19 protein-coding genes and 1 other RNA gene are annotated in these 25941 nt (G+C 37.6%); 8 read left to right on the forward strand and 12 right to left on the reverse strand.

Features of this window, described 5'->3' with window-relative positions:
• Positions 1-190: 190 nt before the first annotated feature.
• From ACKGJN_RS06750 to ACKGJN_RS06765, 4 genes are all read right to left on the reverse strand, one after another.
• Positions 191-1822: an amidohydrolase gene (locus ACKGJN_RS06750; RefSeq protein WP_409538690.1), complete on the reverse strand. Its 1632-nt coding sequence runs from the start codon at positions 1820-1822 to the stop codon at positions 191-193.
• Positions 1823-1897: 75 nt separating this feature from the next.
• Positions 1898-3025: a hypothetical protein gene (locus tag ACKGJN_RS06755; protein ID WP_409538691.1), complete on the reverse strand. Its 1128-nt coding sequence runs from the start codon at positions 3023-3025 to the stop codon at positions 1898-1900.
• Between the two features lie 337 nt (positions 3026-3362).
• Positions 3363-5090, reverse strand: coding sequence for a TonB-dependent receptor (locus tag ACKGJN_RS06760; RefSeq protein ID WP_409538692.1), 1728 nt, complete (start codon positions 5088-5090; stop codon positions 3363-3365).
• A gap of 32 nt (positions 5091-5122) precedes the next feature.
• Positions 5123-8143, reverse strand: coding sequence for a tetratricopeptide repeat protein (locus ACKGJN_RS06765; RefSeq protein ID WP_409538693.1), 3021 nt, complete (start codon positions 8141-8143; stop codon positions 5123-5125).
• A 164-nt stretch (positions 8144-8307) separates the two neighbouring features.
• Here ACKGJN_RS06765 and ACKGJN_RS06770 point away from each other — a divergent pair, with 164 nt between their 5' ends.
• The gene (locus tag ACKGJN_RS06770; protein ID WP_409538694.1) at positions 8308-8991 is read left to right on the forward strand and encodes a cell division ATP-binding protein FtsE; all 684 of its coding nucleotides are present in this window, start codon (positions 8308-8310) and stop codon (positions 8989-8991) included.
• A gap of 166 nt (positions 8992-9157) precedes the next feature.
• Here ACKGJN_RS06770 and typA read toward each other — a convergent pair whose 3' ends face one another.
• Together typA and ACKGJN_RS06780 are read right to left on the reverse strand one after the other, a co-directional pair.
• Positions 9158-10957, reverse strand: a complete 1800-nt coding sequence (typA, locus tag ACKGJN_RS06775) for a translational GTPase TypA (RefSeq protein ID WP_409538695.1) — start codon at positions 10955-10957, stop codon at positions 9158-9160.
• Between the two features lie 459 nt (positions 10958-11416).
• Positions 11417-11902 (reverse strand): DinB family protein, encoded by a 486-nt coding sequence (locus tag ACKGJN_RS06780; protein ID WP_409538696.1) that lies wholly within the window; start codon positions 11900-11902, stop codon positions 11417-11419.
• Positions 11903-12058: 156 nt separating this feature from the next.
• Between ACKGJN_RS06780 and kdsA the strand changes: the two genes are divergently transcribed.
• From kdsA to ACKGJN_RS06800, 4 genes are all read left to right on the forward strand, one after another.
• Positions 12059-12877 (forward strand): 3-deoxy-8-phosphooctulonate synthase, encoded by an 819-nt coding sequence (gene kdsA / locus ACKGJN_RS06785; RefSeq protein WP_409538697.1) that lies wholly within the window; start codon positions 12059-12061, stop codon positions 12875-12877.
• A 219-nt stretch (positions 12878-13096) separates the two neighbouring features.
• Positions 13097-14248 (forward strand): hypothetical protein, encoded by a 1152-nt coding sequence (locus tag ACKGJN_RS06790; RefSeq protein ID WP_409538698.1) that lies wholly within the window; start codon positions 13097-13099, stop codon positions 14246-14248.
• A 71-nt stretch (positions 14249-14319) separates the two neighbouring features.
• On the forward strand, positions 14320-15942 hold the full coding sequence (locus ACKGJN_RS06795) for a BCCT family transporter (RefSeq protein WP_409538699.1): 1623 nt from the start codon (positions 14320-14322) through the stop codon (positions 15940-15942).
• 11 nt (positions 15943-15953) lie between these two features.
• Positions 15954-16811, forward strand: coding sequence for a universal stress protein (locus ACKGJN_RS06800; protein ID WP_409538700.1), 858 nt, complete (start codon positions 15954-15956; stop codon positions 16809-16811).
• Between the two features lie 74 nt (positions 16812-16885).
• Here ACKGJN_RS06800 and ACKGJN_RS06805 read toward each other — a convergent pair whose 3' ends face one another.
• The 3 genes from ACKGJN_RS06805 to ACKGJN_RS06815 all read right to left on the reverse strand — a co-directional run bounded on the left by ACKGJN_RS06805 (position 16886) and on the right by ACKGJN_RS06815 (position 20398).
• A complete protein-coding gene (locus ACKGJN_RS06805) occupies positions 16886-18193 on the reverse strand; it encodes a hypothetical protein (protein ID WP_409538701.1) in 1308 nt (435 codons plus the stop codon).
• Between the two features lie 152 nt (positions 18194-18345).
• Positions 18346-19179, reverse strand: coding sequence for an endonuclease/exonuclease/phosphatase family protein (locus tag ACKGJN_RS06810; protein WP_409538702.1), 834 nt, complete (start codon positions 19177-19179; stop codon positions 18346-18348).
• Positions 19172-20398, reverse strand: a complete 1227-nt coding sequence (locus ACKGJN_RS06815) for an NAD(P)-dependent oxidoreductase (RefSeq protein ID WP_409538857.1) — start codon at positions 20396-20398, stop codon at positions 19172-19174. The genes ACKGJN_RS06810 and ACKGJN_RS06815 overlap by 8 nt, the downstream gene beginning before the upstream one ends.
• A 192-nt stretch (positions 20399-20590) precedes the next feature.
• Between ACKGJN_RS06815 and ssrA the strand changes: the two genes are divergently transcribed.
• Together ssrA and ACKGJN_RS06825 are read left to right on the forward strand one after the other, a co-directional pair.
• Positions 20591-20989, forward strand: a transfer-messenger RNA (tmRNA) gene (ssrA, locus tag ACKGJN_RS06820).
• 418 nt (positions 20990-21407) lie between these two features.
• Positions 21408-21902, forward strand: coding sequence for a DsrE family protein (locus ACKGJN_RS06825; RefSeq protein WP_409538703.1), 495 nt, complete (start codon positions 21408-21410; stop codon positions 21900-21902).
• Between the two features lie 176 nt (positions 21903-22078).
• On the opposite strand, the gene ACKGJN_RS06830 is transcribed toward ACKGJN_RS06825, so the two are convergent.
• On the reverse strand, positions 22079-22306 hold the full coding sequence (locus ACKGJN_RS06830; RefSeq protein WP_409538704.1) for a hypothetical protein: 228 nt from the start codon (positions 22304-22306) through the stop codon (positions 22079-22081).
• A gap of 84 nt (positions 22307-22390) precedes the next feature.
• Between ACKGJN_RS06830 and ACKGJN_RS06835 the strand changes: the two genes are divergently transcribed.
• Positions 22391-23956, forward strand: coding sequence for a Fic family protein (locus ACKGJN_RS06835; protein WP_409538705.1), 1566 nt, complete (start codon positions 22391-22393; stop codon positions 23954-23956).
• Between the two features lie 332 nt (positions 23957-24288).
• Here ACKGJN_RS06835 and ACKGJN_RS06840 read toward each other — a convergent pair whose 3' ends face one another.
• Positions 24289-25560 (reverse strand): type II toxin-antitoxin system HipA family toxin, encoded by a 1272-nt coding sequence (locus ACKGJN_RS06840; protein WP_409538706.1) that lies wholly within the window; start codon positions 25558-25560, stop codon positions 24289-24291.
• Between the two features lie 3 nt (positions 25561-25563).
• Positions 25564-25827, reverse strand: a complete 264-nt coding sequence (locus ACKGJN_RS06845) for a helix-turn-helix transcriptional regulator (RefSeq protein WP_409538707.1) — start codon at positions 25825-25827, stop codon at positions 25564-25566.
• Positions 25828-25941: the final 114 nt, after the last annotated feature.

The raw sequence follows: 25941 nt of genomic DNA on the forward strand, positions 1-25941 counted from the left end.
AACTTATTTTTTAGTTATCATCATCTGAGATTCTGAAATAAATTCAGAATGACGATTAAAAAAACATTCAGACGGCATCTTTTAAAATTTAGAATGAATCAAAAACCTCGGAGCAAGCCCACGAGGTGTGAATTGGAAAATACTTTTAAAAATTCGAGGCAGCCTCGGGGAATTAAACCCTCAATAGGAATTAAAAAACCAGCTCCCCGTTCACATAGGTTTGTGAAACTTTAATGTTAGGGATTTCATCTTCCGGAACTGTCATGATATTCTTTTCAAGTATGATAAAGTCGGCGAATTTTCCCGGTTCGATACTTCCTTTTTCATCTTCCTCAAAATTGCTGTAAGCCGCCCATATTGTCATTCCTTTTAAGGTTTCCTCGCGTGACAATGCCTGCTCCATTTTGTAACCTCCTTCAGGATAATTTTCAAGATCTTTTCTGGCAACCGCAGCATAAAAAGTATAAAACGGACTCACCTCTTCTACCGGAAAATCTGTTCCCAGGGCTATGATACCAGCCTGATCCAATAATTTCTTGAAGGCATAAGCTCCTTCGATACGTTTTGCTCCCAATCTGTCTTCCGCCCAATACATATCGCTGGTTGCGTGCGTAGGCTGAACCGATGGGATTATATTTTTACTGAAATACTTAAACTCTGCTTCATCAACAACCTGAGCATGTTCCACTCTCCACCGTCTGTCTTCTGAAGCAGATAAAAGTTCATCATAAGTTTTTAAAACCACGCTGTTTGCAGAATCTCCTATAGCATGTGTATTTAGCTGAAATTTAGAATTCGCAACCCTTTTTGCGGTTTCCTTAAAATCTTTTATTGGAGAAAGTAAGGCTCCGTAATGCCCGGCTTTATCTGAATATGGTTCTTTTAATGCAGCTCCGCGGGAACCTAATGCGCCATCTCCATAAAACTTGACCGAACGCACATTCAAACGTTCTGTTTTAATCGGATCTTTATCCAGATAGAAATCTAAATTTTCGGGGGTATTGCTAATCATTGCATAAATCCTGATCTTCAGGCTTCCCTCCTTTTGCAAACTATCCATTAACTGGATGGTATTTTTATCTATTCCAGCATCAACTACTGTTGTTAGTCCGAAACTAAAACTGATTTTCTGGGCTTCAAGTAAAGCAGTGGTTTGCTCCTCCAAAGAAGGTTCCTCCTGTGCTTTGGCAACCAAATCCATTGGGTTATCGATAAGGATTCCTGTTAATTCGCCGTTTTTAATTTCAATAGCACCACCATCTGCCGGAGTGTTTACTGTGATACCGGCAAGATCCAGAGCGGCCTGATTGGCCAAAAGGGCGTGTCCGTCTATACGTGTAATGGCGATAGGAATATCCGGAAAAAGCAGGTCTAAAGTATCTTTATTAGGAAATTCCTTTACTTCCCAGTCATTCTGATCCCAACCACGTCCTGTTATAAAATCAACATTTCTGGCTTCCTGAAAATCCACAATGCGTTGTACTACTTCCCTAAAGCTTTTGGTTCCTGTTAAATCAACTTTTTGCTGTTGTAACCCAAGTCGGTAAAAATGAGCATGCGCATCAATAATCCCGGGAATAATGGTCTTTCCACCTGCATCCAGCTTTTCTTTAAAATCGTATTTATCCTTTAAATATTCGGCCGTACCTGTTTCCAGAAATTTACCGTCTTTAATCACAAAAGCTTCTGTGGAAGTAAAATCATCATCTACGGTATAAACTTCCGCATTGAAAACCAAAAGATCTGCCGCTGGTTTTTTATTGGAATTACAGGCTGAAAATAAGCCAATAAGTAAAAAAGCTCCTAGTATATTTTTAAACATCTTACTATTTTTTTGCTAAAAATAAAAAATGTGCCCCACAACTGGAGCACATTTTTAATATTTAATGAAATCTTTCTATAATATCCCTGTAACAGCCTCCCAAATGGCGTCCCTAATACTTTTATTCGCTCCGGCTGCAAGCGCAATTGAAACTGCTAAACCTATCATTGCATAGGAGAAATCTTTAAAGATCATTCTTCCGGCTTTTTTGCGATGTTTCTTACCTTTTTTATTTCTGGAAAGGCTGATCGCAATTTCCCTACCACCAATAATCCCTAAGAAAACCCAGGTTGTACTCATAGGAACCGTACTAATAAAGAGTTTATAAATTAGCAAGATCACATAGGTTAAATCTACAAGGGTTGCTGCACGAACATCTGAAATTCGTACTTTTTCACTAACAACGCTTTGAATCTTATCGCCCCTTAAGTAAAATAACACTCCTAATCCGGCAAAAATTGTTGAGGCAAATATTATAAATTGAAAAATATCCAATTGTCTTGGTAAAAACACAGCGATATTTGCTCCATCCTGCATCACCCAAACTCCCCACAGTGTTCCGCTTACAATCCACTGAATTACCGGCCAGGCTTTATGATATTTACGGCTTTTAAAATACTTTTTAATGGTATTATAGGAAAGATACCACACCAGAAAAGACAGGATAAAGGCTAAAATATAACCAGTCCAGGATTTCCATACTACTGAAGTTATCCCGGAAGTATCGGCACTAAAAACACTTAAAATAAGAAAGGTTGTTGAAACCGGCATTCTTAACCTGGTCAGTATAAGCAGAACTAGCGGCGCTATTATCTGAAAAAAACTGAAATTAACAGGATGAGGATAGGGTGTAGTTCCATCGGGTTTGAGAAGCCTTTGATAGGTAACATCCCCATCATATTGTATATAGCTATAGGTAACAACCAGCACAAACACACCTCCAATAAACAGCCACATGATCCACCACGGACGCGCTTTATTGCTTTCAATAAAAGTCCCCAGGGACTGGATACTATCATTGGCAACTGTTGCGTAAGCTGCAAATAAGAATCCCAACCACATCGCTGCCTGGGTATTTCCTGTAAATATTCCAGCCAGTACCAAACCACCTATAACTATTGCCAGGAATGTTTTTTCCTGAACCATAAAATCCAGGACATTGAGATACGGACGTGAGCGGTCACTACGATTATATTTTGCCATCTAGAAAGCTTAAATTGGTTTCAAAATTATAATGAAAAATTTAAGCAGCAATATTAAGTTAATTAAATGATTCCTAAAAATAGATCCTTCCTAACTTTCAGTATTGCAAAGAACACAGTTCTTTTTCATAGAAGGAACATTTTTAGTCTATTAGTTTACAGGACCTTATCTCAGGAAAAACTCAAGAGAAATTTCAAAGCAAGAAATATCTTAATTTTGCAGAAAACTTACTGGAACGCGACGGGTAAACATCTGGAATTTAAAATCACTGGTGGGATTAAAAGCAGAAGGCTGTCTTATTAAGAACAGCCTTCTACTTTAAAAATGAAAAAAATGCTTAAAAATCGAATTTATAGGTTGCACCTGCCATTACCTGAATTCCCTGCACGGGAAAATTTGACCAGCGCTGATAACTCTCTCCCAATAAATTATTACCCCGGGCAAAGATTGAAAGTTGTTCATTGAACCTATAACCCAAATTAGCATTAAGATCTACAAAACTGTCTAAGGTTATTGTTTGTGAACTTAGGCCATCAAGACCCGTTAAAAACGGTCTCCTATCCTTACGTTCTCCGGTGAAAAACAAATTAGCACCGGCAAACCATTTTTCAGTGATCTGATAATCTGCAAGAATGGAAGCTTTAAAGTTTGGCAAATTCCAGGCTTCTTCTTCAAATTGTGAACTATAACTAAAAACAGTTGCATTTAATCCCAATCTAAAATTCCGTTTAACATCTACATTGATCTCCCCAAAAAATGAAGCTGTTTTAACATCATCATAAACAACACCGAAGGAATTTCCATAGCTATAATCCTCAGGATTTAGATCACTGGTTAAATTGTTTTGATAAAGCGCTTTATTGATTTCAGACATATAACTTCCTCTAAAATTATAGGCCATACTGTTGGTAAGCTTTCCCTTGGCCCCAAGATATGCATCAAATGGTTTATCTGTTGGAAGCATTTCCAAAGTAGGAGAAACATAAGGGTTTTCCTGGGCGAAGTTATAGTAGGTATTCTGTGTTAACCCACCTTCCAAACCGGTATACGGTATAAAATAATCTCCGGCCAACCTGTAACTGGCACTTACTTGTGGATAGATATAAAAGTTATTGTCAGAGTTTTCTGCATCCAGCCCATATACAAAGGAAGCTCCAAGATTTAATGTAAGATCATCTCTTAAGATCACTAAACTGGGTGTGATCCCAAAATTCATCTGGGTATAATTTATTTCTTCCGAAGCATTAAAGCTTCTGTTGAATTGTCCATTAAGGACATCTGCATAAATTTCTGTGTTGATGAGTTCATCTGCAATATTGACCTCAAAATTAGCGTCTGCCTTAAAGTTATGTTCCATTGAATTATAGGAATCTCCAAAATAACGGTAGTTGGCCTTTGCTTTTTCCAAAAATGAATCATAAAGTTCGAGCTCTCCTCCCACCAATGCCGAATAATAGTTTTGGGTAGGTTCTATGCTATTCAAAAATTCATTGGAATAATTCATTCCTTCAGGAAGCCCATACCAATTGAATAACTGATGTTGCAATCCGAGTTCTGTCTTCCAGGAGCTTTTTCGGTTTCTGGAATTATAATTCAAATTCAGTTCTGTATTATAGAAACTATCATCCAGCTTCACTTCCTCTATTCCACCCTGAGATGAATTGTGAGTAAGGAAAATTCCGAAGTTATCACTTCTGTTCACTTCAAGATTGCTGTAAAATTCTGCAAGGATATTGGAATAGGTTCCAAAGCCCAAAGTCACATAATTATTGAAAAGTTTCACTCTCTTTTCGCGCTCTACCTTTGTTGCCTGCCCTTTGGAAGGTGTAAAAGTGGAAGCTACCGGAACCGAGAAGATACTGTATTTAACAGGTTTTTTCTCCAGACTTACAGAATCGCCTAATTTTGGGGTTTCTTTTATTTTGAACGCATCACTTACCGAAGGGGTGTAAGGTTTTACCACGATCACCGTTTCGCTGCCCAAAGGTTTATCCTGGGCAAACACCGCTGATGTAAGTAAAAATGAAATTAAAAACAGACTTCTTTTGTATGAAAGAATTTGCATATAGATGTTCTTAAAAATTGGTTTGAAAAATATTAGTTTTTGGTCTCTACGGAAGCATTAGTTTTAGCTTCCATGGCTTTGATCTTGTTCAATTCGGTTTTAGCTTCCTGAACTACATCGGGGAATTCCGTAAAATTCTTGATCACATTATCCAGAATATAGGTTGCCTGATAAGCATCTTTTAAAGCGTAGAAATTCTTGGCCATTAGAACAAGGCCTTTTGCTCCGTAAAATTTATATCCGGAATAATCCTTCGCCAGTTTTTGAACAGACTCATTGGAAGCTTTAAAGTTGCCGGCCTTATTTTTAAAATACGCATCATAATAAAGCGCCTCTGCAGCCATTTCTCCGGTGGCAATTTTTAATACTTCGGCATAGGCAGTTTTAGCACGGCTTTCATTTCCGGTTTCAAATGCAGAGCGGGCGATGATGATTTGGGCATCGCTTCGTACGTTGTTTTCAATGCTTTTATCGGCTAAAACTTTTTCAGCATAGGTCACAGATTGGTTATAATCTTTCAGCTCATAATAAGACTTCATCAAATTAGACTGTGCGTAAATAACATTTTGTGCAAAATCTGCTTCATTTTCCAATCTTTTCAGCAATGGAATGGCATCTTTATAATTTCTTTTTTCAAGATAAATTTGAGATAATCTTGCTAGTGCCTGTTCTGAAAATTCATTTCTGGGTTTCTCCACCACAAATCTGTAGTTACTAACGGCCTTATCTTTTTGGTCTTCCCTAAAATAGATCTGTCCCAAATAGAAATTGCTTTTTAGCGCATTTAATCCTTTAGGAAAACTCTTAAGATATTTTTCAAATCCGGTTTTAGCTGCAGCTGTATTGTTGTTTAAATATTGTTTTTCTGCAGCTTCAAAAGAAGTATTGTCAAGATCGGCATCGGTAACCTCTACGAAATCCACATTTTTAACCCAGGCAGCATACTCATCTGTTCTTCCCATATCTATATAAACCAGCCTTGCGGTAGAAACAGCCTGCATAGATTCGGGAGAATTAGGAAAATCGGCAACTACTTTTTTAAATCGTTCCAAAGCTTTGTCAGATTGGTTCGCATTGTAATGTACCAAACCTTGTTTAAGCATGGCTGCAGGAACGAAAGCGCTTCCGGGTACATCGCGTATCAACCTGTTATAGGTTTCCAGGGCCTTGGTGGTATTTTCCATGGCCAGGTAGGTATTCCCAAGTTCATATAAGGCATCATCACGATAGGAGGAGCGCGGATATTTGTTGATAAATCCGCTCAGGTCCTGAATTTTGCTGTCATTTCTGTCTACAAAACCATAACTGATGGCCTTTTGGTACGCGGCATAATCGGTATTTCCAAGATTCATTTGAATAGCCTTATCATAGGCTTCCATAGCTGGCCAATATTTACTGGTCACAAAATAAGTATCTCCCAGTCGCGTGTAAGCATCATTCCTTCTGGCTTTATCCTTATCTGCATTTCCGGCAAATCGGTTAAAATATTCGATGGCCCTGTCATATTCTTTTTGCTTGAAATAAGAATATGCAATATTGTAATCCAGGTTTTCCATTTCTGACGTTCCCCGGGCAGCACTCATTCCTGCAAATTCCCTGTATCCTATTAAAGCCTCTTTCATCCGGTTTACATTGAAATCGCTTTCAGCTTTCCAGAATGTTGCTTTTGCGGTGATCACGGGATCCCGGCGTTCGGTTAGGGATTTATCAAAATTTTTGCTTGCTTCTGCGTATTTCCCTTCGGTGTAAAGCTCAAGACCATAATAATAAGCCACTTTTTGATAAGCCACCTTATCGCTGAAATTCCTGTTATTTTCCAACAGGTTCATAGCTTCCTCGTAATTTTTAGAAGTGATAAAAGAATCTATCAGCAAGGTTTCCATCTCATCCCTGACAGGAGATTGCGGATATTTTTCAAGATATGAAAGCAAAACACGGGACGGACTGGTATAACTGTTCCCAATTTCATAACTAAGTTTGGCATAATTCAAAAACGCATCCTCCTGGATCTTGGCATCAAAATCCATTTCACTTGCATTTTTAAACGCGTTTAAAGCCTGTTGTTTCTGGTCTAAATTAAGATAGGACTGCGCTAAATGATAATAGGCATTTTGGGCAATTGCATTGTTCCCGTCTATTATTTTATTGAATTCAGAAATAGCACTTTGGAAGTCCCCTTGTTTGTAATAGGCATATCCCAATTGATAATAATCTGTATTGGTCCATTTTCCACGAAGCCCTTTATATTCCTTTAAATAAGGAATCGCATTTTCATATTGCTCTAAATTGAAATAACTCTCCCCTATTATTTTATTAAGCTGGGATATCTCATTTCTGTTGGCCTTCGGAAGTTGTTCCAGGCCTAACTGAATCGCTTTTTCAAAATTTCCGAGCTTAAAATTCATATCGCTCTGGAAATAGGAAAGATTTTCAGAATAGCGGTCATTTCCTTTTACTTCTTCAAATAACACGTTGGCTTCCTCATAATCGTCACCTTCATAGGCCATGTATCCAAGATAATATTTTGCCTGCGCACCATATTCCCTGGAATCCCTAACCCTGTTAAAATAGGTTTGAGCTTCCTCAAATTGTTTGGATGTAAAATAGGCATACCCGTTATTGAAGTAAAAACGTTCGCGCTCAGCACGGCTCATCGCTTTTTCATCAACCCGGTCATACCATTGTCTGGCCCGGGAATATTTTCCGGTTTGGAAATAATAATCGGCTACATCTACAAAAGCTGAATTTCTTTTGGTACTGGTAGGATAGCGCTCTACAAAATTCTGCATCAGGTCATCTGCTCCGGGTTGACCCAATCTAACCGCAGCATTTGCGATGTAATACGCGCAATCTGATTCGATTTTCTCATCATTGGTCTCATCTTTCACATCACCAAAAAGAGTTTGTGCAGCCAGATATTGCTGATTGTTGTAGAGCTCCAGCGCACGGTTAAATTTAACCAGACTGTTGGTGTAAATTGCCGATTGTTGGGCAAAAAGAGACGTTATAGCAAGAAAAAAAACAACAAATAGTGGGGCTTTATTCTGTGTCATTAAATAATTTTTAGGTTGATCAATCAAAGATACTTAAACACTCATTTCATAACGCAAATTCAACGTGATAATTATGTTAATGTAGAAAAAAGTAGCAACGCACTTTATGAAAACTGTATATTTACCCATAATTTTATCCTTTTAAAACCGAAACCCCACACCCTATGTCTGAAATTGTTCTGGAATTAAAAAATGCTGCGATCTACCAGCGGGAAAGCCTTATTTTATCTGAAGTTGATGTCACCATCTACAAAGGAGATTTTGTTTATTTAATAGGAAAGACCGGAACCGGAAAAAGTAGTTTTATGAAAACCCTTTACGGGGATCTTCCCTTAACCGAAGGCGAAGGAACTATTGTAGATTACAATTTGCGGACCTTGAAAGAGAAAGATATTCCATTCCTGCGAAGGAAACTTGGAGTGGTTTTTCAGGATTTCAAACTTTTAAACGACCGGAATGTTCGTGAGAATCTAGCCTTTGTATTAAAGGCAACGGGATGGAAGGAAAAGCAATCTATAGATAAACGCATAGATGATGTCCTGGACAAAGTGGGGATGAAAACCAAAGGCTTCAAATTCCCCTATCAGCTTTCGGGTGGAGAACAGCAAAGAATTGCAATTGCCAGGGCGTTGCTGAACGATCCCGAATTGATCCTTGCCGATGAACCTACGGGAAATCTCGATCCACAAACTTCTGTAGAGGTCATGGAAGTACTTCAGGAAATAAGCAAAAACGGAAATACAATTTTAATGGCTACGCATGATTATGCATTGTTACTGAAATATCCTTCCAAAACATTAAAATGTGACGGTGAGCGGGTTTTTGAAGTAGTGCAGAAATCGCTATAAGTCCTTTCTTTCTTTTCAGGATAACTATTTGAAGAAGCCCAGAGAATTTTAGAATCCCGGGCAATTTTTATCTTTCACCGGTAAAACAACATTGAAAATAACATTCTATAAAACAAAAAATCCCGGAACTTAAAGTCCGGGATTTTTATATAAATGCTTTTAAGTATTAATTTATTTTATTTCTCTTACGTTCATTTTCGGTAAGATAGATCTTACGCAAACGAATATGTTTTGGAGTTACCTCTACATACTCATCTTTCTGAATATATTCTAAAGCTTCTTCCAAAGAGAATTTTATTGCCGGAACAATTTTCGCTTTATCATCTGCCCCAGAAGAACGTACGTTCGACATTTTCTTTGTCTTGGTAATATTCACGGCCATATCATCCTGACGTGAGTTTTCACCAATAACCTGACCTTCGTAAATATCTTCACCCGGATCCACAAAGAACTTTCCTCTATCCTGTAATTTATCGATAGAATAAGGAATCGCTTTTCCTCTTTCCATAGAAACTAAAGATCCATTCTGGCGTTCCGGAATCCCTCCTTTTAACGGCTGGTATTCCTTAAAACGGTGTGACATAATAGCCTCACCTGCAGTTGCTGTAAGCAAGTTATTTCTTAATCCTATAATTCCACGAGATGGGATCATGAATTGAATAGTCATACGGTCACCTTTAGCTTCCATACTTGTCATCTCTCCTTTTCTAATTGAAACCATTTCAACAGCTTTTCCTGAAACAGTTTCCGGAAGATCGATCGTCATCTCTTCAACCGGCTCACACTTAACACCATCTATTTCCTTGATGATAACCTGTGGCTGACCAATTTGAAGTTCGTATCCTTCTCTTCTCATTGTTTCAATAAGAACAGATAAGTGAAGTACCCCACGACCAAATACCATAAATTTATCAGCACTGTCTGTAGGTTCAACTTTTAATGCAAGGTTCTTTTCCAGTTCCTTAGCCAAACGCTCTCTAATATGTCTGGATGTTACAAATTTTCCGTCCTGGCCAAAGAATGGAGAATCGTTAATTGTGAAAAGCATACTCATAGTAGGCTCATCTATAGCGATAGTTTTTAATCCTTCAGGATTTTCAAGATCGGCAACAGTATCTCCAATTTCGAAACCTTCCAAACCAACGATCGCACAAATATCTCCCGCTTCAACTTCTTCTATCTTTCTTCTTCCTAATCCTTCAAAGGTGTGAAGTTCCTTAATTCTGGTTTTCCTGATACTTCCATCACGTTTCACCAATGAAACCTGCATTCCTTCTTTCAAAATACCTCTTTGTAATCTCCCAATAGCAATTCGTCCTGTAAAAGATGAAAAGTCTAAGGAAGTGATCAACATTTGAGTGGTTCCTTCTTCAATTTTTGGAGATTCAATATGTTCCAAAACCATATCTAATAATGGTTCAATATTCTCTGTTTGATTTCTCCAATCGTCACTCATCCAGTTATTTTTAGCTGAACCGTAAACGGTTGGAAAATCAAGTTGCCATTCTTCAGCCCCTAATTCAAACATCAAATCGAAAACTTTCTCATGAACTTCTTCAGGAGTACAGTTTTCTTTATCTACTTTATTGATAACTACACAAGGCTTCAACCCAAGATCGATCGCTTTCTGAAGCACGAAACGTGTTTGTGGCATTGGCCCTTCAAAAGCATCAACTAATAGAAGAACACCATCTGCCATATTTAACACCCGCTCTACTTCTCCACCAAAATCGGCGTGACCAGGAGTATCAATAATATTAATTTTTGTGTCTTTGTATACTACAGAAACGTTTTTAGAAGTAATTGTAATACCACGTTCTCTTTCAAGATCATTATTATCCAGAATTAGATCGCCCGTATTTTCGTTGTCACGAAAAAGTTGACAGTGGTACATGATTTTATCAACCAGGGTAGTTTTACCGTGGTCAACGTGTGCGATAATCGCGATATTTTTAGTAGCTTTCATAATAAACGCCTCATTTTTAAGGCTGCAAAGGTACTCCTATTTTTCTCGAAAATACCATACTTCTTAAATATTCTTGATTTACATCAAAAATACGTACACAACTAACAATGAAGATGTTACAAAATAGTGTCGGGGAAATAATCTTTTAAATTGCTCAACTAACCAACAAAACCATTTTCAGATTGATTTTTCTCTATTATGGAAATAATTATAAAAAATTTTATTCAACTGCCATTTTTACATCACCAAAAAATAGATTTACAAACCATGTAAAATACAGTTTCAGTTCTGTTAGTACCAGAAGATTACAAGGAAACAATGAAATTTAGAAGGTCTATTGATGCTATTAATTTCCCTCATTATATAATAATATCATAGATAAAAAATAATGGGAAGCAAAAATATTTTAACCCGCCTCCGAAATGGATTTTGCATTAAACAGGTAAAATGTCTTCTGTTTTAATTTTCATCTGCAGAAGGCCCGTAGGTAGAAGGCACAGGAATATCCAACAATCTAAAATAAACACCCATTTGTGCTCTATGATGTGGTAATTGATTTAAAACCATGGTTCGCAAAACTTCAATCCGTGGCATGTCCATTACCGTTTCTCCGCCCACGATCATTTTCCAGTTCTTTTGATATTCGGAATCTTCTTTTTTCAAGGATTCTTGGGCTTCCGAAGCATTTTTCTTTAAAGTCGCTATTAACTCTTCAACCGATTTTAACTTTGGTGATTCATAACTATCCATATTCATCTCTTCCATCTCCATAGCTCCTGTGATCCAACCAGGGATTTCTGCTAAATGATTCCCAAGCTCTAAAAGGCTCATGGATTTATTGTGAGGTTTCCAACCCAATTTATCTTCAGGGATTCTCTTTAAAAATTTCTCGGTAAGCATTACTTCATGTTGTAATTCGGGCACTAATAACTCTTGAATTCTCATAATATTATGGTGTTTTAAGTTAGCTGGTGATTTAAGATACAATTAATTTATTTTTTAAAATTTAAAACGGTTTTTTATTTTCTACTTGAATTCCCGTATTTTTGAATGTCTTTACATATTGAATTCCTTTATCTTTGCGCACATCAACGACAACCTATGAAAATCGAAAAAATCCCACAAATTCAACATATCAATTCCAATAACTTCTTCCTTTTAGCAGGTCCCTGCGCCATTGAAGGCGAAGAAATGGCGCTGAGAATTGCTGAAAAAGTTCTGGAAATCACCGATAAACTGCAAATCCCTTATGTTTTTAAAGGTTCCTTTAAAAAGGCAAACCGAAGCCGGATTGACAGTTTTAGCGGGATTGGGGATGAAAAAGCCTTAAAAATTCTTCGGAAAGTTTCGGAAACCTTTAAAATCCCAACCGTTACAGATATTCATGAGGTAAGTGACGCAGCTATGGCAGCCGAATATGTGGATATCCTGCAAATCCCGGCCTTCCTGGTGCGCCAAACCGATCTTGTTGTAGCAGCAGCAAATACCGGAAAAGTGGTAAACCTTAAGAAAGGGCAGTTTATGAGTCCTGAAAGCATGAAACACGCCGTGGCCAAAGTAACCGATAGTCATAATGAACAGGTAATGATCACAGATCGCGGCACGATGTTCGGGTACCAGGATATGATCGTGGATTTTCGCGGAATTCCTACGATGCGGGAATATGCTCCTGTTGTCCTTGACGTTACGCATTCCCTTCAGCAACCCAACCAAAGCAGCGGGGTAACAGGCGGAAGACCGGATATGATAGAAACAATTGCCAGAGCGGGAATCGTGAACAATGTGGATGGATTGTTCATAGAGACACATTATGATTTGGGGGTGGCAAAAAGTGATGCCGCAAATATGCTGGATTTGAAATATCTGGAAAAATTACTAATTCATTTGACTGCAATCAGGAAGACGGTTAATTCATTTTAACTCGAATCTCACAGGGTCTTAATAACCCAGGATTCCGATATAATTTGTTGGTTTCCTTCAAAGGCCCAAGCCCCCTGTTTGTTGCTTTTATTATATATTATTCTTGTGTCACATGATTTCTTTGAGAAAATCGAAAATTCTGTTAGAACATCATTTGTTAAATTTCTGAAATTTTATTTTTTATTAATAAATAAACCCTTGTTTAATTTAAATCACTATATGTTCGAAAAAATTACTCAATTACAAATCTCTAAAACTGCTTGTCTTGCAGTTTTGGCTTTACTGCTCGCATTTCCTTTGATGGCTCAGGAAAAACCGGAACTCAAAATTGGCGGAGCTTTACGTTTCAACTATAACTTATCTTCCTGGAAAGAAGGTCAGAAAAATCGCGGTGGAGATTTTGGATACGACATGTTCCGTATGAATGCCGAAGCTGCTTATAAAGGAATATTTCTGAATGTAGAATACAGATTATATTCTGAAGGTTTTGGTGGTGGATTCCTGAAGCAGGGATGGTTAGGTTACAATTTCAATGAACTGGATCAAATCCATATTGGTTTAACCCAGGTTCCTTTTGGAATTCAGCAATACAACTCCCACAACTGGTTTTTCAATCTTACATATTACATGGGAATGGAAGACGACCATGATATGGGTGTGAAATATATGCATTCAGGAGAAAAATTTGAATATCAACTGGCATTCTTCAAAAATGCGGAAGAATTAAGGTTTGGCAACAATACCGAAACTTCTCCTAACCGATATTCTTATGATATCACAGGAAGGAACAAAGAAGTAAATCAATTCAATGGAAAATTTATTTATAAATTTGGAGAAGCGTCTGCAAACAGGTTGGGTGTTTCCCTGCAATATGGCGGCCTGTATAATCTGGATACCGAAGAAATGGGAGATCACGCTGCTTTTGCCGCTCATTATGAGATAACCAAAGGGAAATGGAATGGAAAAGCACAATTTATTAGCGCCTCCCATAACCCGGAGAATGCCGAAGGAGAATCTACAGATGTTGTTAAGATGGCTGCTTATGGAGCTCCATATGAAGTTGCTGCCGATTTTAATATGTATTCTTTGGCGATCTCCAGAAATGTTCCGGTAACCTGGGGGCCTGTTTCAAATTTGCAGTTTTATAATGATTTTGCTTTTATGCAGAAAAAAGCACCCGGATTTACAGATTCCTATATGAATGTTACCGGAGTTTTAGTCTCGGCGGGAAGTGTATATACATATATTGATTATGCCGCAGGATACAATCATTCCTGGTTAGGCGGGAATTTTGTGGACGATTTCTCCAAAGGAAATCCGGATGCCAAATGGGAAGCAAGGTTTAATATAAATATTGGCTATTATTTTTAGAATTTATATATAATACAGAGGTTTTTAAAACCCTCAAAGAATTAAAATCACAACAATAAACAACAAGTTTTATGGCTAAGAAGATTATAAGAAGTGATGAGAAAAAATCCATTTTTGGATTGCAGGTAAATGGCCCCGTGTTTTTCACATCAGCTATTACTGTCATCATAATAATAACATTAACCCTGATGTTTAAAAGCGGGGCAGAAGAATATTTTACAGCAACCCAGGATTTTGTCGCAAATAAGGCGGGATGGTTTTTCATTTTAAGCGTAAATATTTTTCTGATTTTTATGATTTATCTGGCTTTCAGCAAATTTGGACAATTAAGAATTGGAGGACAAGGCGCGAAACCTGAATTTAAAACTATTTCCTGGTTTGCGATGCTCTTTAGTGCTGGAATGGGAATTGGATTATTGTTTTGGAGTATTTCCGAACCGATTTATCATTTTTTGAGTCCACCGATGGCCGAAGGCGGAACTGCCGAAGCAGCCAAGGAAGCTATGAGGTTTACCTTTTTACACTGGGGTTTTCACGCCTGGGCCGTTTATGCATTGGTAGGATTATCCCTGGCGTATTTCACTTATTCCCGGGGACTTCCACTTACAATAAGATCGATTTTTTATCCGTTTTTGGGAGATAAAATTTATGGAAAAATTGGAGATGCCATAGACATCTTTGCTGTACTCGCCACTTTATTTGGTCTTGCCACTTCTTTAGGACTGGGCGTTCAACAAATTGCAGCAGGTCTAAATCACCTCTTCGGAATAGATAGTGGTGTACAAACTCAAATTATGCTAATTGGAGGCATAACCTTAATTGCCACTGTTTCGGTGGTTTTGGGAGTAGATAAAGGGGTAAGGGTTTTGAGTGAATGGAATATGAGGATAGCGGTTTTATTTCTTCTTATTGTACTGGTATTAGGACCCACAATCTTTATTTTTAAATCCTTCGTTCAAAATACAGGGAATTATTTATCCGGTTTTCTTGAAGTTGCAACCTGGACAGAAAGCTACACCGGTTCCAATTGGCAAAATGCCTGGACCGTTTTTTATTGGGGATGGTGGATTGCCTGGTCACCGTTTGTAGGGATGTTTATTGCCCGTATCTCTAAAGGACGTACCGTACGTGAATTTATTTTGGGTGTTTTATTAGTCCCTTCTATTGTAACTTTTTTCTGGATCTCAGCTTTTGGAAGCTCAGCGATACACCAGGCGCTTCTTGGAGACGATACTATTATAAATGCTGTGAATGATAATGTAGCCACTGCCCTGTTTGTTTTTCTTGAAGATTATCCTTTCGCATTTATTCTAAACATTATTGCTATAATTTTAATTGCAGGATTCTTTGTTACCTCTTCAGATTCCGGATCTCTGGTAGTAGACAACTTAACCTCCGGGGGGAAAATAGATGCTCCTGTAGGCCAAAGAATCTTTTGGGCCTTTGCCGAAGGTGGTATTGCTGCGGTTCTTTTAATAGGTGGCGGATTGCAGGCACTTCAAACAGCAACTATAGTAACAGGATTGCCCTTTGCCTTGATTTTAATAATCATGTGCCTTTCACTTTATAAAGGTTTAAATGAAGACCTGCAAAAACTAAAAAAGCGGGAATCCCAAAAAGAACTTGAAAATTACGAGGAAGTAATTGCTTCCATCGTTAAAAAACGAAATGTTAATCAGCAAAAACAACCTTAAATAATCTTATAATGACTGAAATAAAAAATATCCTGGTTGCCTTAGACCTTTCAGAAATCGATAGCACATTAATTGAGTATGCATCATTTATCGCGGAAACGCTTCAGGTCAAAAAAGTGTACTTTGTACATAATATTAAAAAATATGAGATCTCAGAATTATTTGATGAGCAGTTAAAAGACCTTAACCTTGATGAAATAATTGGGGATGAGTTAAATGATAAGGTGGAAGAAAAATTCACATCTTCAGCAAAATGGGAGGTCCTTATTTCCGAAGATCCTTATTCTGAATCCCTCATCAATTATATTGTCAACAAATATGATATTCAACTCGCTTTAATCGGAAATAAAAATAAGATAAATGGTACCGGAGTTGTTAGCGGAAAATTACTGCGCATGCTTAAATGCAGTCTTCTATCTATTCCTAAAGATGCGAAACCGGTTATTACCAATATTTGGGCTGGAACAGATTTTTCAAGTGCTTCCAAAAAGGTTTTTGAAGTAGCTGAAAATTTACAGAGAAATACAGGGGCTAAGGTAAAAGCGGTTCACGTTTACAATGTGCCCGTACAATTCTCTCCTTATATTCCAAAAGAAAATCTCGACCTGAAGATAGAAAATCATTTAAAGGAAAAATGTGACAAATTCATTAAAAAGATTGGATACAAAAGTGACTTATCTACAGAAATTATTCCGGGAAGAGAAAGCGGGGTTGCAGAAAAGCTACGAATCAAAGCTGAAACTTCCAAAGTAGATCTCATTATTGTGGGCGACAAAGGTCATAATGTGTTCTCTTCCTTACTTGTAGGAAGCGTTACCGAAGAGCTTTTTAATCAGGATATGGATGTGCCTTTATGGATCGTAAAGTAGCAGATTCAAACCTAACTTTCACCAAAATAAAAACCTCACAGGCCTTTAAGACTGTGAGGTTTAATTTGCAAGATTTACAGCCTTGTATTTACAACATTATTAAAAACAGACCCAAAACTGTAACTAAGACCCAGAGATAAAGAGATACCATAAGTTGTAGCCAATTGTCTTTGCTGCAGTAATACATCTTCCAGGGAGGCATCTACTTTAGGCAGGGATAATTGATCCTTTACATAATCATATCTGGAAGAAAAATCTACCGAAAATCCTTTGAAAACCCTCAATGAAAGTCGGCCATTAACAGAAACTCTGTATTTACTCAAATCGTGCAAAAAGTGGGAAGCTTCAATACCTGCTCTCACAGATCCCCACGGCTCCAGCACCCGAACCCCAAGTTCAAGGGACTGATTATATAAAGATTCTTCCATTTTATTAAAAATGGTTTCTTCAATATACTTGCGATCCAGGTATCCTATGCTATAAGCAATCGTATATTCTTTCCGCAAGGCCATTTTATAGGGCAGTAAACTATACTCTATAGCCGGAGCTACCCTATATTCAAATTTAATATTTTCGAATGTATTAATATTGATATTTGTAAATACTCCTAGAGACCAGTGATCACTTATACTTCGCACCACCCTGCCCTGGAATCCATCCCTGTTTATAACACTCCTTATCTCTTCCTCATTACGAACGTAATCCCGTTGATTATAATTAAAATATGGGCGCAGCCTAATACGCCATACTTCTGTTACATAATCGGCATAAATACCGTATCTAATATCCAGAGAACTTTGACTGGTTTCTTCTTTAAATGATAGCCCTCCGTATACTTCAAATATCCAATTATTCCAGGGGTCTTCTATTTCTACCTCCTGCACAGGCCGGTTTAAAACTTCTATATTGATATAGTCAGCAAGGGAGGTTTGAGCTATAAAAGGGATCAATCCCAGCTCTATCATAGCAGTTAGCCCTCTCCTTTCTTCCTGCTGTGTGTTTAATTGAGAAGATGTATAGGAAAGGGTGTTTTCGGTTCCTTCAAATTCTTTTTTACCTATAAAAGATAAAGTAAATAGTCTTCCTCCGCTGCCGGTGGAATTGTCTGTTATAAAAAGATGTATTTGGGCCAATTGTGGATCACGGGCAAAATTTACATAATTTATTTCCTGACGTATAAAAGAATTATCGCACCTGCTGCAATCCAAAAAAACGGAAAGCAGTTCCCCTTGTTGCACTAAAACCTCAGGGATACTATCATTTTTGGTGACCACCTGGCCATAAGCAGGAGGAATAACGAAAATAAAAACAAAAAAGATCTTTATCAGAAAGAAATGAGGGAAATTCATCCCAAATCCGTTAATCCTATTTTTACTAAACATTGTATTTTTTTGAAGAATTAAAAATAACTTTAAAATATTGAGAACGACATCAAAATTCTGTTAAACCTCACAGATCTTCGAGACTGTGAGGTTTAACATCTATTTTCACCCTACCCATCTGATTTTTTTTCAGAAAAAAGAAAATATTTTAATTATTCAATCTGAAGTAGGACAAAAACCGGTAAATGATCTGAAGGGTATTTGAGGTCTTTTGAATCGCTTAAAACCGCATATTTTTTAACCTCAATATCGCCTTTACTGGTCAAAATATAGTCGATTCGGCGGGTGACAGGTTCTTTAAAGTTATATCCATTAAAAGTTCCTTCCGGACCAAAATCAAGTTCAGCAATAGTTTTGGAATCGTTTAGTTTTTCAGAAAGAAATTTGATTCCGGGTGCATTGGGCTCCAGGTTAAAGTCTCCCATTAAAACAACGGGTAGATCTTCTGAATTTAATTGCTGAATCATTTTCCAAATCAACCTGGCGCTTTCTTCCCTCGCCTTTTCACCTATATGGTCGAAATGGGAATTGAAAACCCAGAATTTTTCGCCGCTTTCCCTATCTTCAAATAACGCGTAAGTGCATACCCTTTCCATAGCTGCATCCCAACCCACAGAAACTCTTTCAGGTGTTTCTGAAAGCCAGAAGGTATTCTCTTTGAGTACCTCAAACCTATTGCTATCGTAAAAGACAGCACTAAATTCTCCTTTGGTTTTCCCGTCATCCCTGCCAACTCCAACATAGCTGTATGCCGGCAGGATATCTTCAAAGAATTCAAGCTGCTCTAATACCGCTTCCTGAACGCCAAAAATGTCGGGTTGATAAAATTTTATCTGACTGCCAAGATGATCTTTTCGCAAGGACCAACTGTTTTCACCATCGTTCTCATTGGCATATTTTATATTGTAGGACATCAACTCAATTTGAGCATTCAGGGAAAAGCTGAATATCACTGTAAATAATGCAGAAGCAATTAATTTAAACATATTCATCGATTTTAGGATTGTCATCTACAAAATCCTGTAAATACTGAAATCGTGGTGTGAGTTTTCCGTTTTCCGTCATTTTTGCACGGCTCAATATTCCGTCTTTATCATCATTAAAAAATGCAGGGATTACGTGTTTCAGGAACATTTCTCCAAAACCTTCACTGGCATCTTTGGGAAGCTCACACGGCAAATTGTCTACCGCCATCACGGTAATTGCGCCTTCCTGCCGAAAATCCACTTCCGATCCTGTTTTGGGATTATACCCATAAAACGGATATGCAATTGTTGAAGGACGGATTGTACTGGCAATTGGGCCATTGATATCGCAGGAAATATCTGCTATCAGCTTTATTTTAAAATCGGGAGAATTGGTCTGTTCCCGGGTAAAAAATACCGGTGCGCCATCTCCGTAAAAATGCCCGGCGATAAACATATCGCTCACGCCTGCAAATCGCATGAAATTGGAGGTGTATTTTTCCGGATGAATATAGAATTCCTTGTTGCTTCCTTTTGTTCCATCCAAACGCTTGTTATAATCCAGTACGTCAATAAGGCAATAAACAGGTTCTTTAAATTCCTGATTTAAATAAGCAGACACATCCACTTTTTTGATCTTCAAATGATCCAAAATTTCCTTTGCGCCATGCGCTACTTTTCCGCTTCCGGTGAGCAAAATTTTAATGGGCGGAATGCTGATTTTATCCAGTTCTGCCAACATGGATTTAAGATCTGCCAAATTTTCTGCTTTCGGAAGGTCGAATAAACCATCTCTTAATCCCATTGCCCTAAAACCGTTATATGCTCCTACCAAACCTGCATATCTGCCAAAACCTATAAGTCGGTGACCGTTTTCCTTTACAATGACTTCGTGATCGTAGAGTTCGATATTATTTTTTAAGATTGCACTTAGCAAGTCCTTGTTATATGGCTGTTTTTTGATGGTATGGGAGAAGAAGAAATATTTCTTGTTTGGAATTAAGGACGGGATTGGCACTTCCTTCACCCCCAGCAACACATCACAATTTGAAACATCCTGTGAAACCTCGAATCCTGCCTCAAGATATTCGGCATCTGTAAACACGCGAATATCAGAAGATTCCACCTCAAAAACTGCCTCAGGTAATAGTTTCACTGCTTCTTTTAGTTTTTCGGGGGAAAATACCACCCTTCTGTCTGGTGGGGTTTTGCGTTCTTTAATGAGGGCAAATTTTATCATTCTTGGTATAGGTTTTGCTTTATTTAGGGTGTTGCCCAAAGATATAAATTTTAAACTGTATCTTTGCAGCCGCGTTAGGGATAGAAGTGAAAATCCCGTCTAAATTTTAAAAATTTAGACGGATTGAAACGGATAGCCCGTCCCGACTGAGTTTTTACGAAGTTGGGAACGCACAAAAGTTCATTACATTATGGGGTCGACTTGGATTTGACAGCGGGTCAAATTGGGTTGTAAGCACGTAGAGCGCTGGGATATAGCTCTTAAATCTCATATTTCACACTTTTTAAACGGCGAGAATAACTACGCCTTGGCTGCATAACCGAATTATAGTAGGTTATACTTAATCCCTACCAGGTAGGGAGCTGAGATGTCTCGTGGAAGCCTTGATTTACGGCGGCCACACCAGAGACACCGAAAAAGTAAATATAGGAAGGACAGGGCCTTGATGTTCTTCTGAAAACTAAATGAGGATACGTGTAAGATTGGTGGTTTTCGGCCGGTCTTGCATCGACAATCAATCGAAAACTAAACGTGTAGAAAGCTTCTTAATTGCTTGTTTGGACGAGGGTTCGAAACCCTCCGACTCCACCAGATAGCCCGGTAAGCACTATGTTTACTGGGTTTTTTGTTTTAAGGTGACAATTATGGAGTGAATTACCCATAGAATTGTATTTTCTCTACCCATCCACGTGACATCTCTACCAATCCTATCTCTTTATTAACCGCGCTGAAAACAAGCATATGGAAGAACTATTATTTGGGTGTACAGAACTTGTGAAAATTAAATAAGTTATGTAAATTATATATGGACAAATTAATGGTTTTAACAGGCAGAATACAACCAGGTCAATTTATCTAAAACCAAGGAAATATTTCAGGTGAGTAAAAACTCGAGAAGGAATGATCGATGGATTAGTAGCAAAAAAAACCGACCTATTGAAGAACTATTAAGGAGCAGAATATGGCAAAATTAAATAAGTTATTTCTTTAATTAATAAATTAGTTCGTTATGAAAAAATCAATGTTTTTAATTGTAGTATTATCTTTTCTGGGCTTAATGCAACAGGAAATGGTACAAGCACAGACTGAAAGTTCCTATGAGGCTATGGAGGGGGTTACCTCAGTAAAGACTGTCTTCGACTTTAGGATTGGTGATTCAGATAAAGCTATGGCCCACCTGAACCTCATTCATAAAATGATAGAAGATCCGAGCTTGGTGATAGAAGGCGAGCAACCAGAAATTATTATTGTGTTAATTGGCCCCTCCGTAAATCTTGTATCAATTGATAAAATGAAAAGTGCTTCGGGATCGCAAAATGAAATTGCCGAAAAGATCTCGGCCATGGATTCAGACGGCATTAGGTTTGAGATTTGTATGACCGCCGCGCATGCTTTCGACCTTTCTGCCGATTCCATTCTACCCGAGATTGTGCAGGTGGAAAACGGCTGGATATCCTTGATCGGATACCAACAAAATGGCTATTCAATGATTGCTGATTTCTAACGGGAACTAATGCTGCTTTGCATTTGTGAGAAGAAGCTCAAAATCAGGATTTTTTGAGCTTCATCTCATTCATTATTCCCCATAAGCTTTAACGTTCGGTTTTTTTTCAAAAACGTCTTTTCTTTATTTCAGTTTGAAATCCGTTTTCTGCAAAAAACCTTCGCGGTTTATGGATCCTATTCCGATGCTTTTTTATTGGAACTTAATAGCGTCTGTTCAATATCTGCACGTTTAAACCTAAGCCTAATTCCTATTTTATAAGCCTTCAAAATACCATCCTTACTCCAGTTATGGATTGAAAGTATGTACGCGCCTGAATTCTCTGGACATACAAAAGGGATAAGGGTCGAGATAAAAGAATAAACAATTCTTTTTCTAAAATCAGCAAGACTTAGTGCGCTCATTAATTTCAAATTTCACCCATAGCGCTCATTTTTTATAGGATGCCCCTATATTTTATTATATATTGCGCCTGTAATTTATTACTTATGTCCAAAAGCGCTCATTTTTATTCATTCGCACCTGTTTTTCACGGTAAGCAAACACCGGAGAAAGGAACGATCGTAGGATATGCCGCGGTAATTGACAAGCTATCCTTACCTATTCCGATCCAACTTCCAGTCATCCTGATCTGTGATCAAAATAAATCCTATGAAACTGAAGACTGGAGGGTTTTTCCATCCAGTTATTTACCTGAGGATCATAAAAAACTTACACAAATCGAAGCACTTTATAAACACTTAGTATTTTCGTTAAAATATGAAGGTGTCAATTTATTGGTATTCAGCGCGCTTACCAAATACTTTTCAGATGAAGATCTATACAAACTCACCAATATTGAACCTACAGGACAATATAGCCGACGGATCTGGTTTTTGTTGGAATGGATCATGGGAAAAGAGATTCCTGGAAAAGAAGCCTTAACAAAAAAAAGCTATGTCCCCGCTATCGATGCAGATTTACAATACTCCATTAGCGGAACAAAATCCAAACGTCATCTGGTACTTAATAACCTTCCGGGCATAAATCAATTTTGTCCTTTAATTCGAAAAACAAAGAAACTTGAGGATTCCAAAGCATCCATAAAGGAGAAAAAAAATAATTATCTAAAGGGAATTCATAAAGATACCATTCAAAGGGCTTCGGCTTTTCTTCTTTTAAAAGATTCCAAAGCTTCGTTTACTATTGAGGGAGAAAGCCCTCGTGGTAAAAGAGCTGCACGATGGAGTCAGGCAATAGGACAAGCCGGTACAAAGGATCTGACCGAAGAAGAACTTGAAAGATTACAGCAGGTCGTGATCGAAAACAGCCGATTTACAGAAATGGGCTTTCGAAAAAAAGGAGGTTTTGTTGGAGAATATGATCGCAGCAGCGGGGAACCTATACCTGACCATATTTCAGCAAAACCTGAAGATTTACCAATGCTAATGAAAGGACTTCTCGCCACAAATCAACTACTCCTTGAGAGTGATTTTGATGCGGTCCTGGCTGCGTCTAATATCGCCTTTGGATTTGTATTTATCCATCCCTTTGTAGACGGGAACGGACGAATTCACCGGTACATCATCCATCATCTCCTGGCAAAGAAAAAATTTTCTCCACAAGGTTTCATATTTCCGGTTTCAGCTTCAATACTTGACCATATCGATGACTATAGAAGGGTTCTGGAATCTTACTCACATCCCCTATTGGACCACATTGAATGGCAGGAAACTTCAGATCATAATGTCCAGGTGCTGAATGAAACCTTTGATTATTATCGATTCTTTGATGCTACTAAACAGGCGGAATTTTTATATGATTGTGTAAATGATACCATCGATAATATTATTCCTCAGGAAATCAAATACCTCACAGCCTATGACGCGTTTAAAAGATTATTGGATGATGAATTTGAAATGCCTGACAAAATGGCAGCCCAGCTGGTACGATTTCTGGAACAAAATAACGGGCAGTTGTCCAAAAGATCCCGGGAAAATGAGTTTTCCAATCTTCAGCCTGAGGAAGTCTCTGATATTGAAATTGCTTTCCAGGAACTTTTCAAAGATGTTTAGAAAAATCAGGTATCTAATCCATTCCTACCACACAAAACCTTTTTATTCCATATCGGAATACTGGATAATTGTATTTGAAACTTCGTAAGACTTATATTTTATCTTTTTCTATTGAATGTAAGTAGCCGTGATCGGGACGAATTGGATAAATAGAGTATACCCTTCGGACCAATAATGCCTATGATCTTTCAAATTCAAATGGGATCACCTAAACAGAAAGCAAGTACCCAACCTAATTCTCGGGACATCCAGAAGGGATAAGGCTCGAGATAAAGTTTAAATTGCTGATTAGAAATGGAGAATATGTGCCATAATGCATCGATATGGATTGGTTATTTTCGGGCGCTAAATGTGTCCAGATCATTATTTATTTTATAAATTATATTTTCTGGTATTTCTAATTCACTAGCCACCTCTTTCCATCTGGGAATTATGGATTGTACATCTTCAATAATTCCTTTAGGATTTTTTATCGCAAATTCTTCGGCAATTTTTAGGAGATCCTTAATTCTAATTTCTGCACGCTTACCATTAATTGATAAGGCTCTTGAGGTTGCTTTGAATGTGAATAATGGGTTCAATGCATAAGTCAAATCATAAGCAGGACTTAAATTCCAGCTGTTACTATTTTTATTATAAATAAAACTATGATTTTTTAAGTGGTCATCAATATTTCTAAAAACAAGATTGAACACCATACGTTTGTACAGCTGCTGTAAATCTTTATGTGGCACTTTTAATCCTATAGCCACTTTAAAAACATTTTCATAGGAAGAGTTTTCGGGTTGACTATTAAAGTCCCAACCTGTTAGACCGGTAACGGTTAATACGTGCTGTTTTTCTCCGTGCTGTCTGTCGTATCTTAATGTTGCGAAATGTTTGTTTTCAATTAACTTAGAAGGCATCATTTCAATTCCTGCTTCTCGCGCTAACAGGTAATAGGCATATTCTACTTTTTCCTTATTGTAGCCATCGCTATCATCTATATGAAGTTTAACCAAATAATGATTGTAGTCCTCGCTGGTTTCTCTATCTCCAGCAATAATTTCTCCTGTTTCCTTTTGTTCAGAGATCAATATTTTTGGTCTGGCACCACCCGCAGAAGTTCCAATTTTAAATACATTTAATAATGATAATTCACTGAGGTCTTTACCTGTTGTATCTTCCTTCAGTTTTAGAACTTTTTCTAAAATAGTAATAACTTCTTCAATATTGACATTAGAGGTGCTGGGCAATTCTTTAATAGGTCTATATTCCAGAGCTCCCATACCACGGTCAGCAACATATGCAAGCTGTTCCAGAGGTGTAACTTTTTGAATACCTCGTACTGTTAACCATTCCTGAAATATGATATTACCAAAGGTATCTGGTAATGAATCTGCAATCGACGGTGGTAAACCCTGAAAGGTGTCTTGTTGATATTCGGTGAATACCTGGGCTGATTTTATGCGTTTAAAAATGAAAGGAAATAGCTTTGAATACTTTCCAGAATCTAAGAATCCCGGATTATATTGAAAAAAAGATTTTCTTTGATCCGGGTCGTAACCTAATTTACCGATCTCCAGGCCAAAAGCGATTATATCTATGATTTTATCTCTGGCCATTTATTAATACAATGAAATGTTGTCTTGATTGGTAATAGCTTTATCAATTTCTTTAGTAATAAGCTGTAATAGTCCAAAGTGGTTTGCTACTTTTAATACATTATCCAGCGTAGCATTTTTTCCGTTCTCAATGTTTTGAATGGTTGTGCTTGAAATATCTAATACTTCTGCGAGTTGTTCCCGGGATAAATCGTGTGATTTACGAAATTGTTTACAAGCCTCACCAATCTTAACTTTGACGTCTTTTATTGTGGTAATTTCCAACATATTAATACCATTATATTGGTTAAATGTAGTCAAAAATTGACATAATAACCAATATAACGGCTAAATTATTAAATGTTTATTTTTCGCTACTTGAATTTTAGATCGGAAATTATA

This window comes from Gillisia xinjiangensis (genome assembly GCF_046298265.1).
Lineage (GTDB): Bacteria > Bacteroidota > Bacteroidia > Flavobacteriales > Flavobacteriaceae > Gillisia > Gillisia xinjiangensis.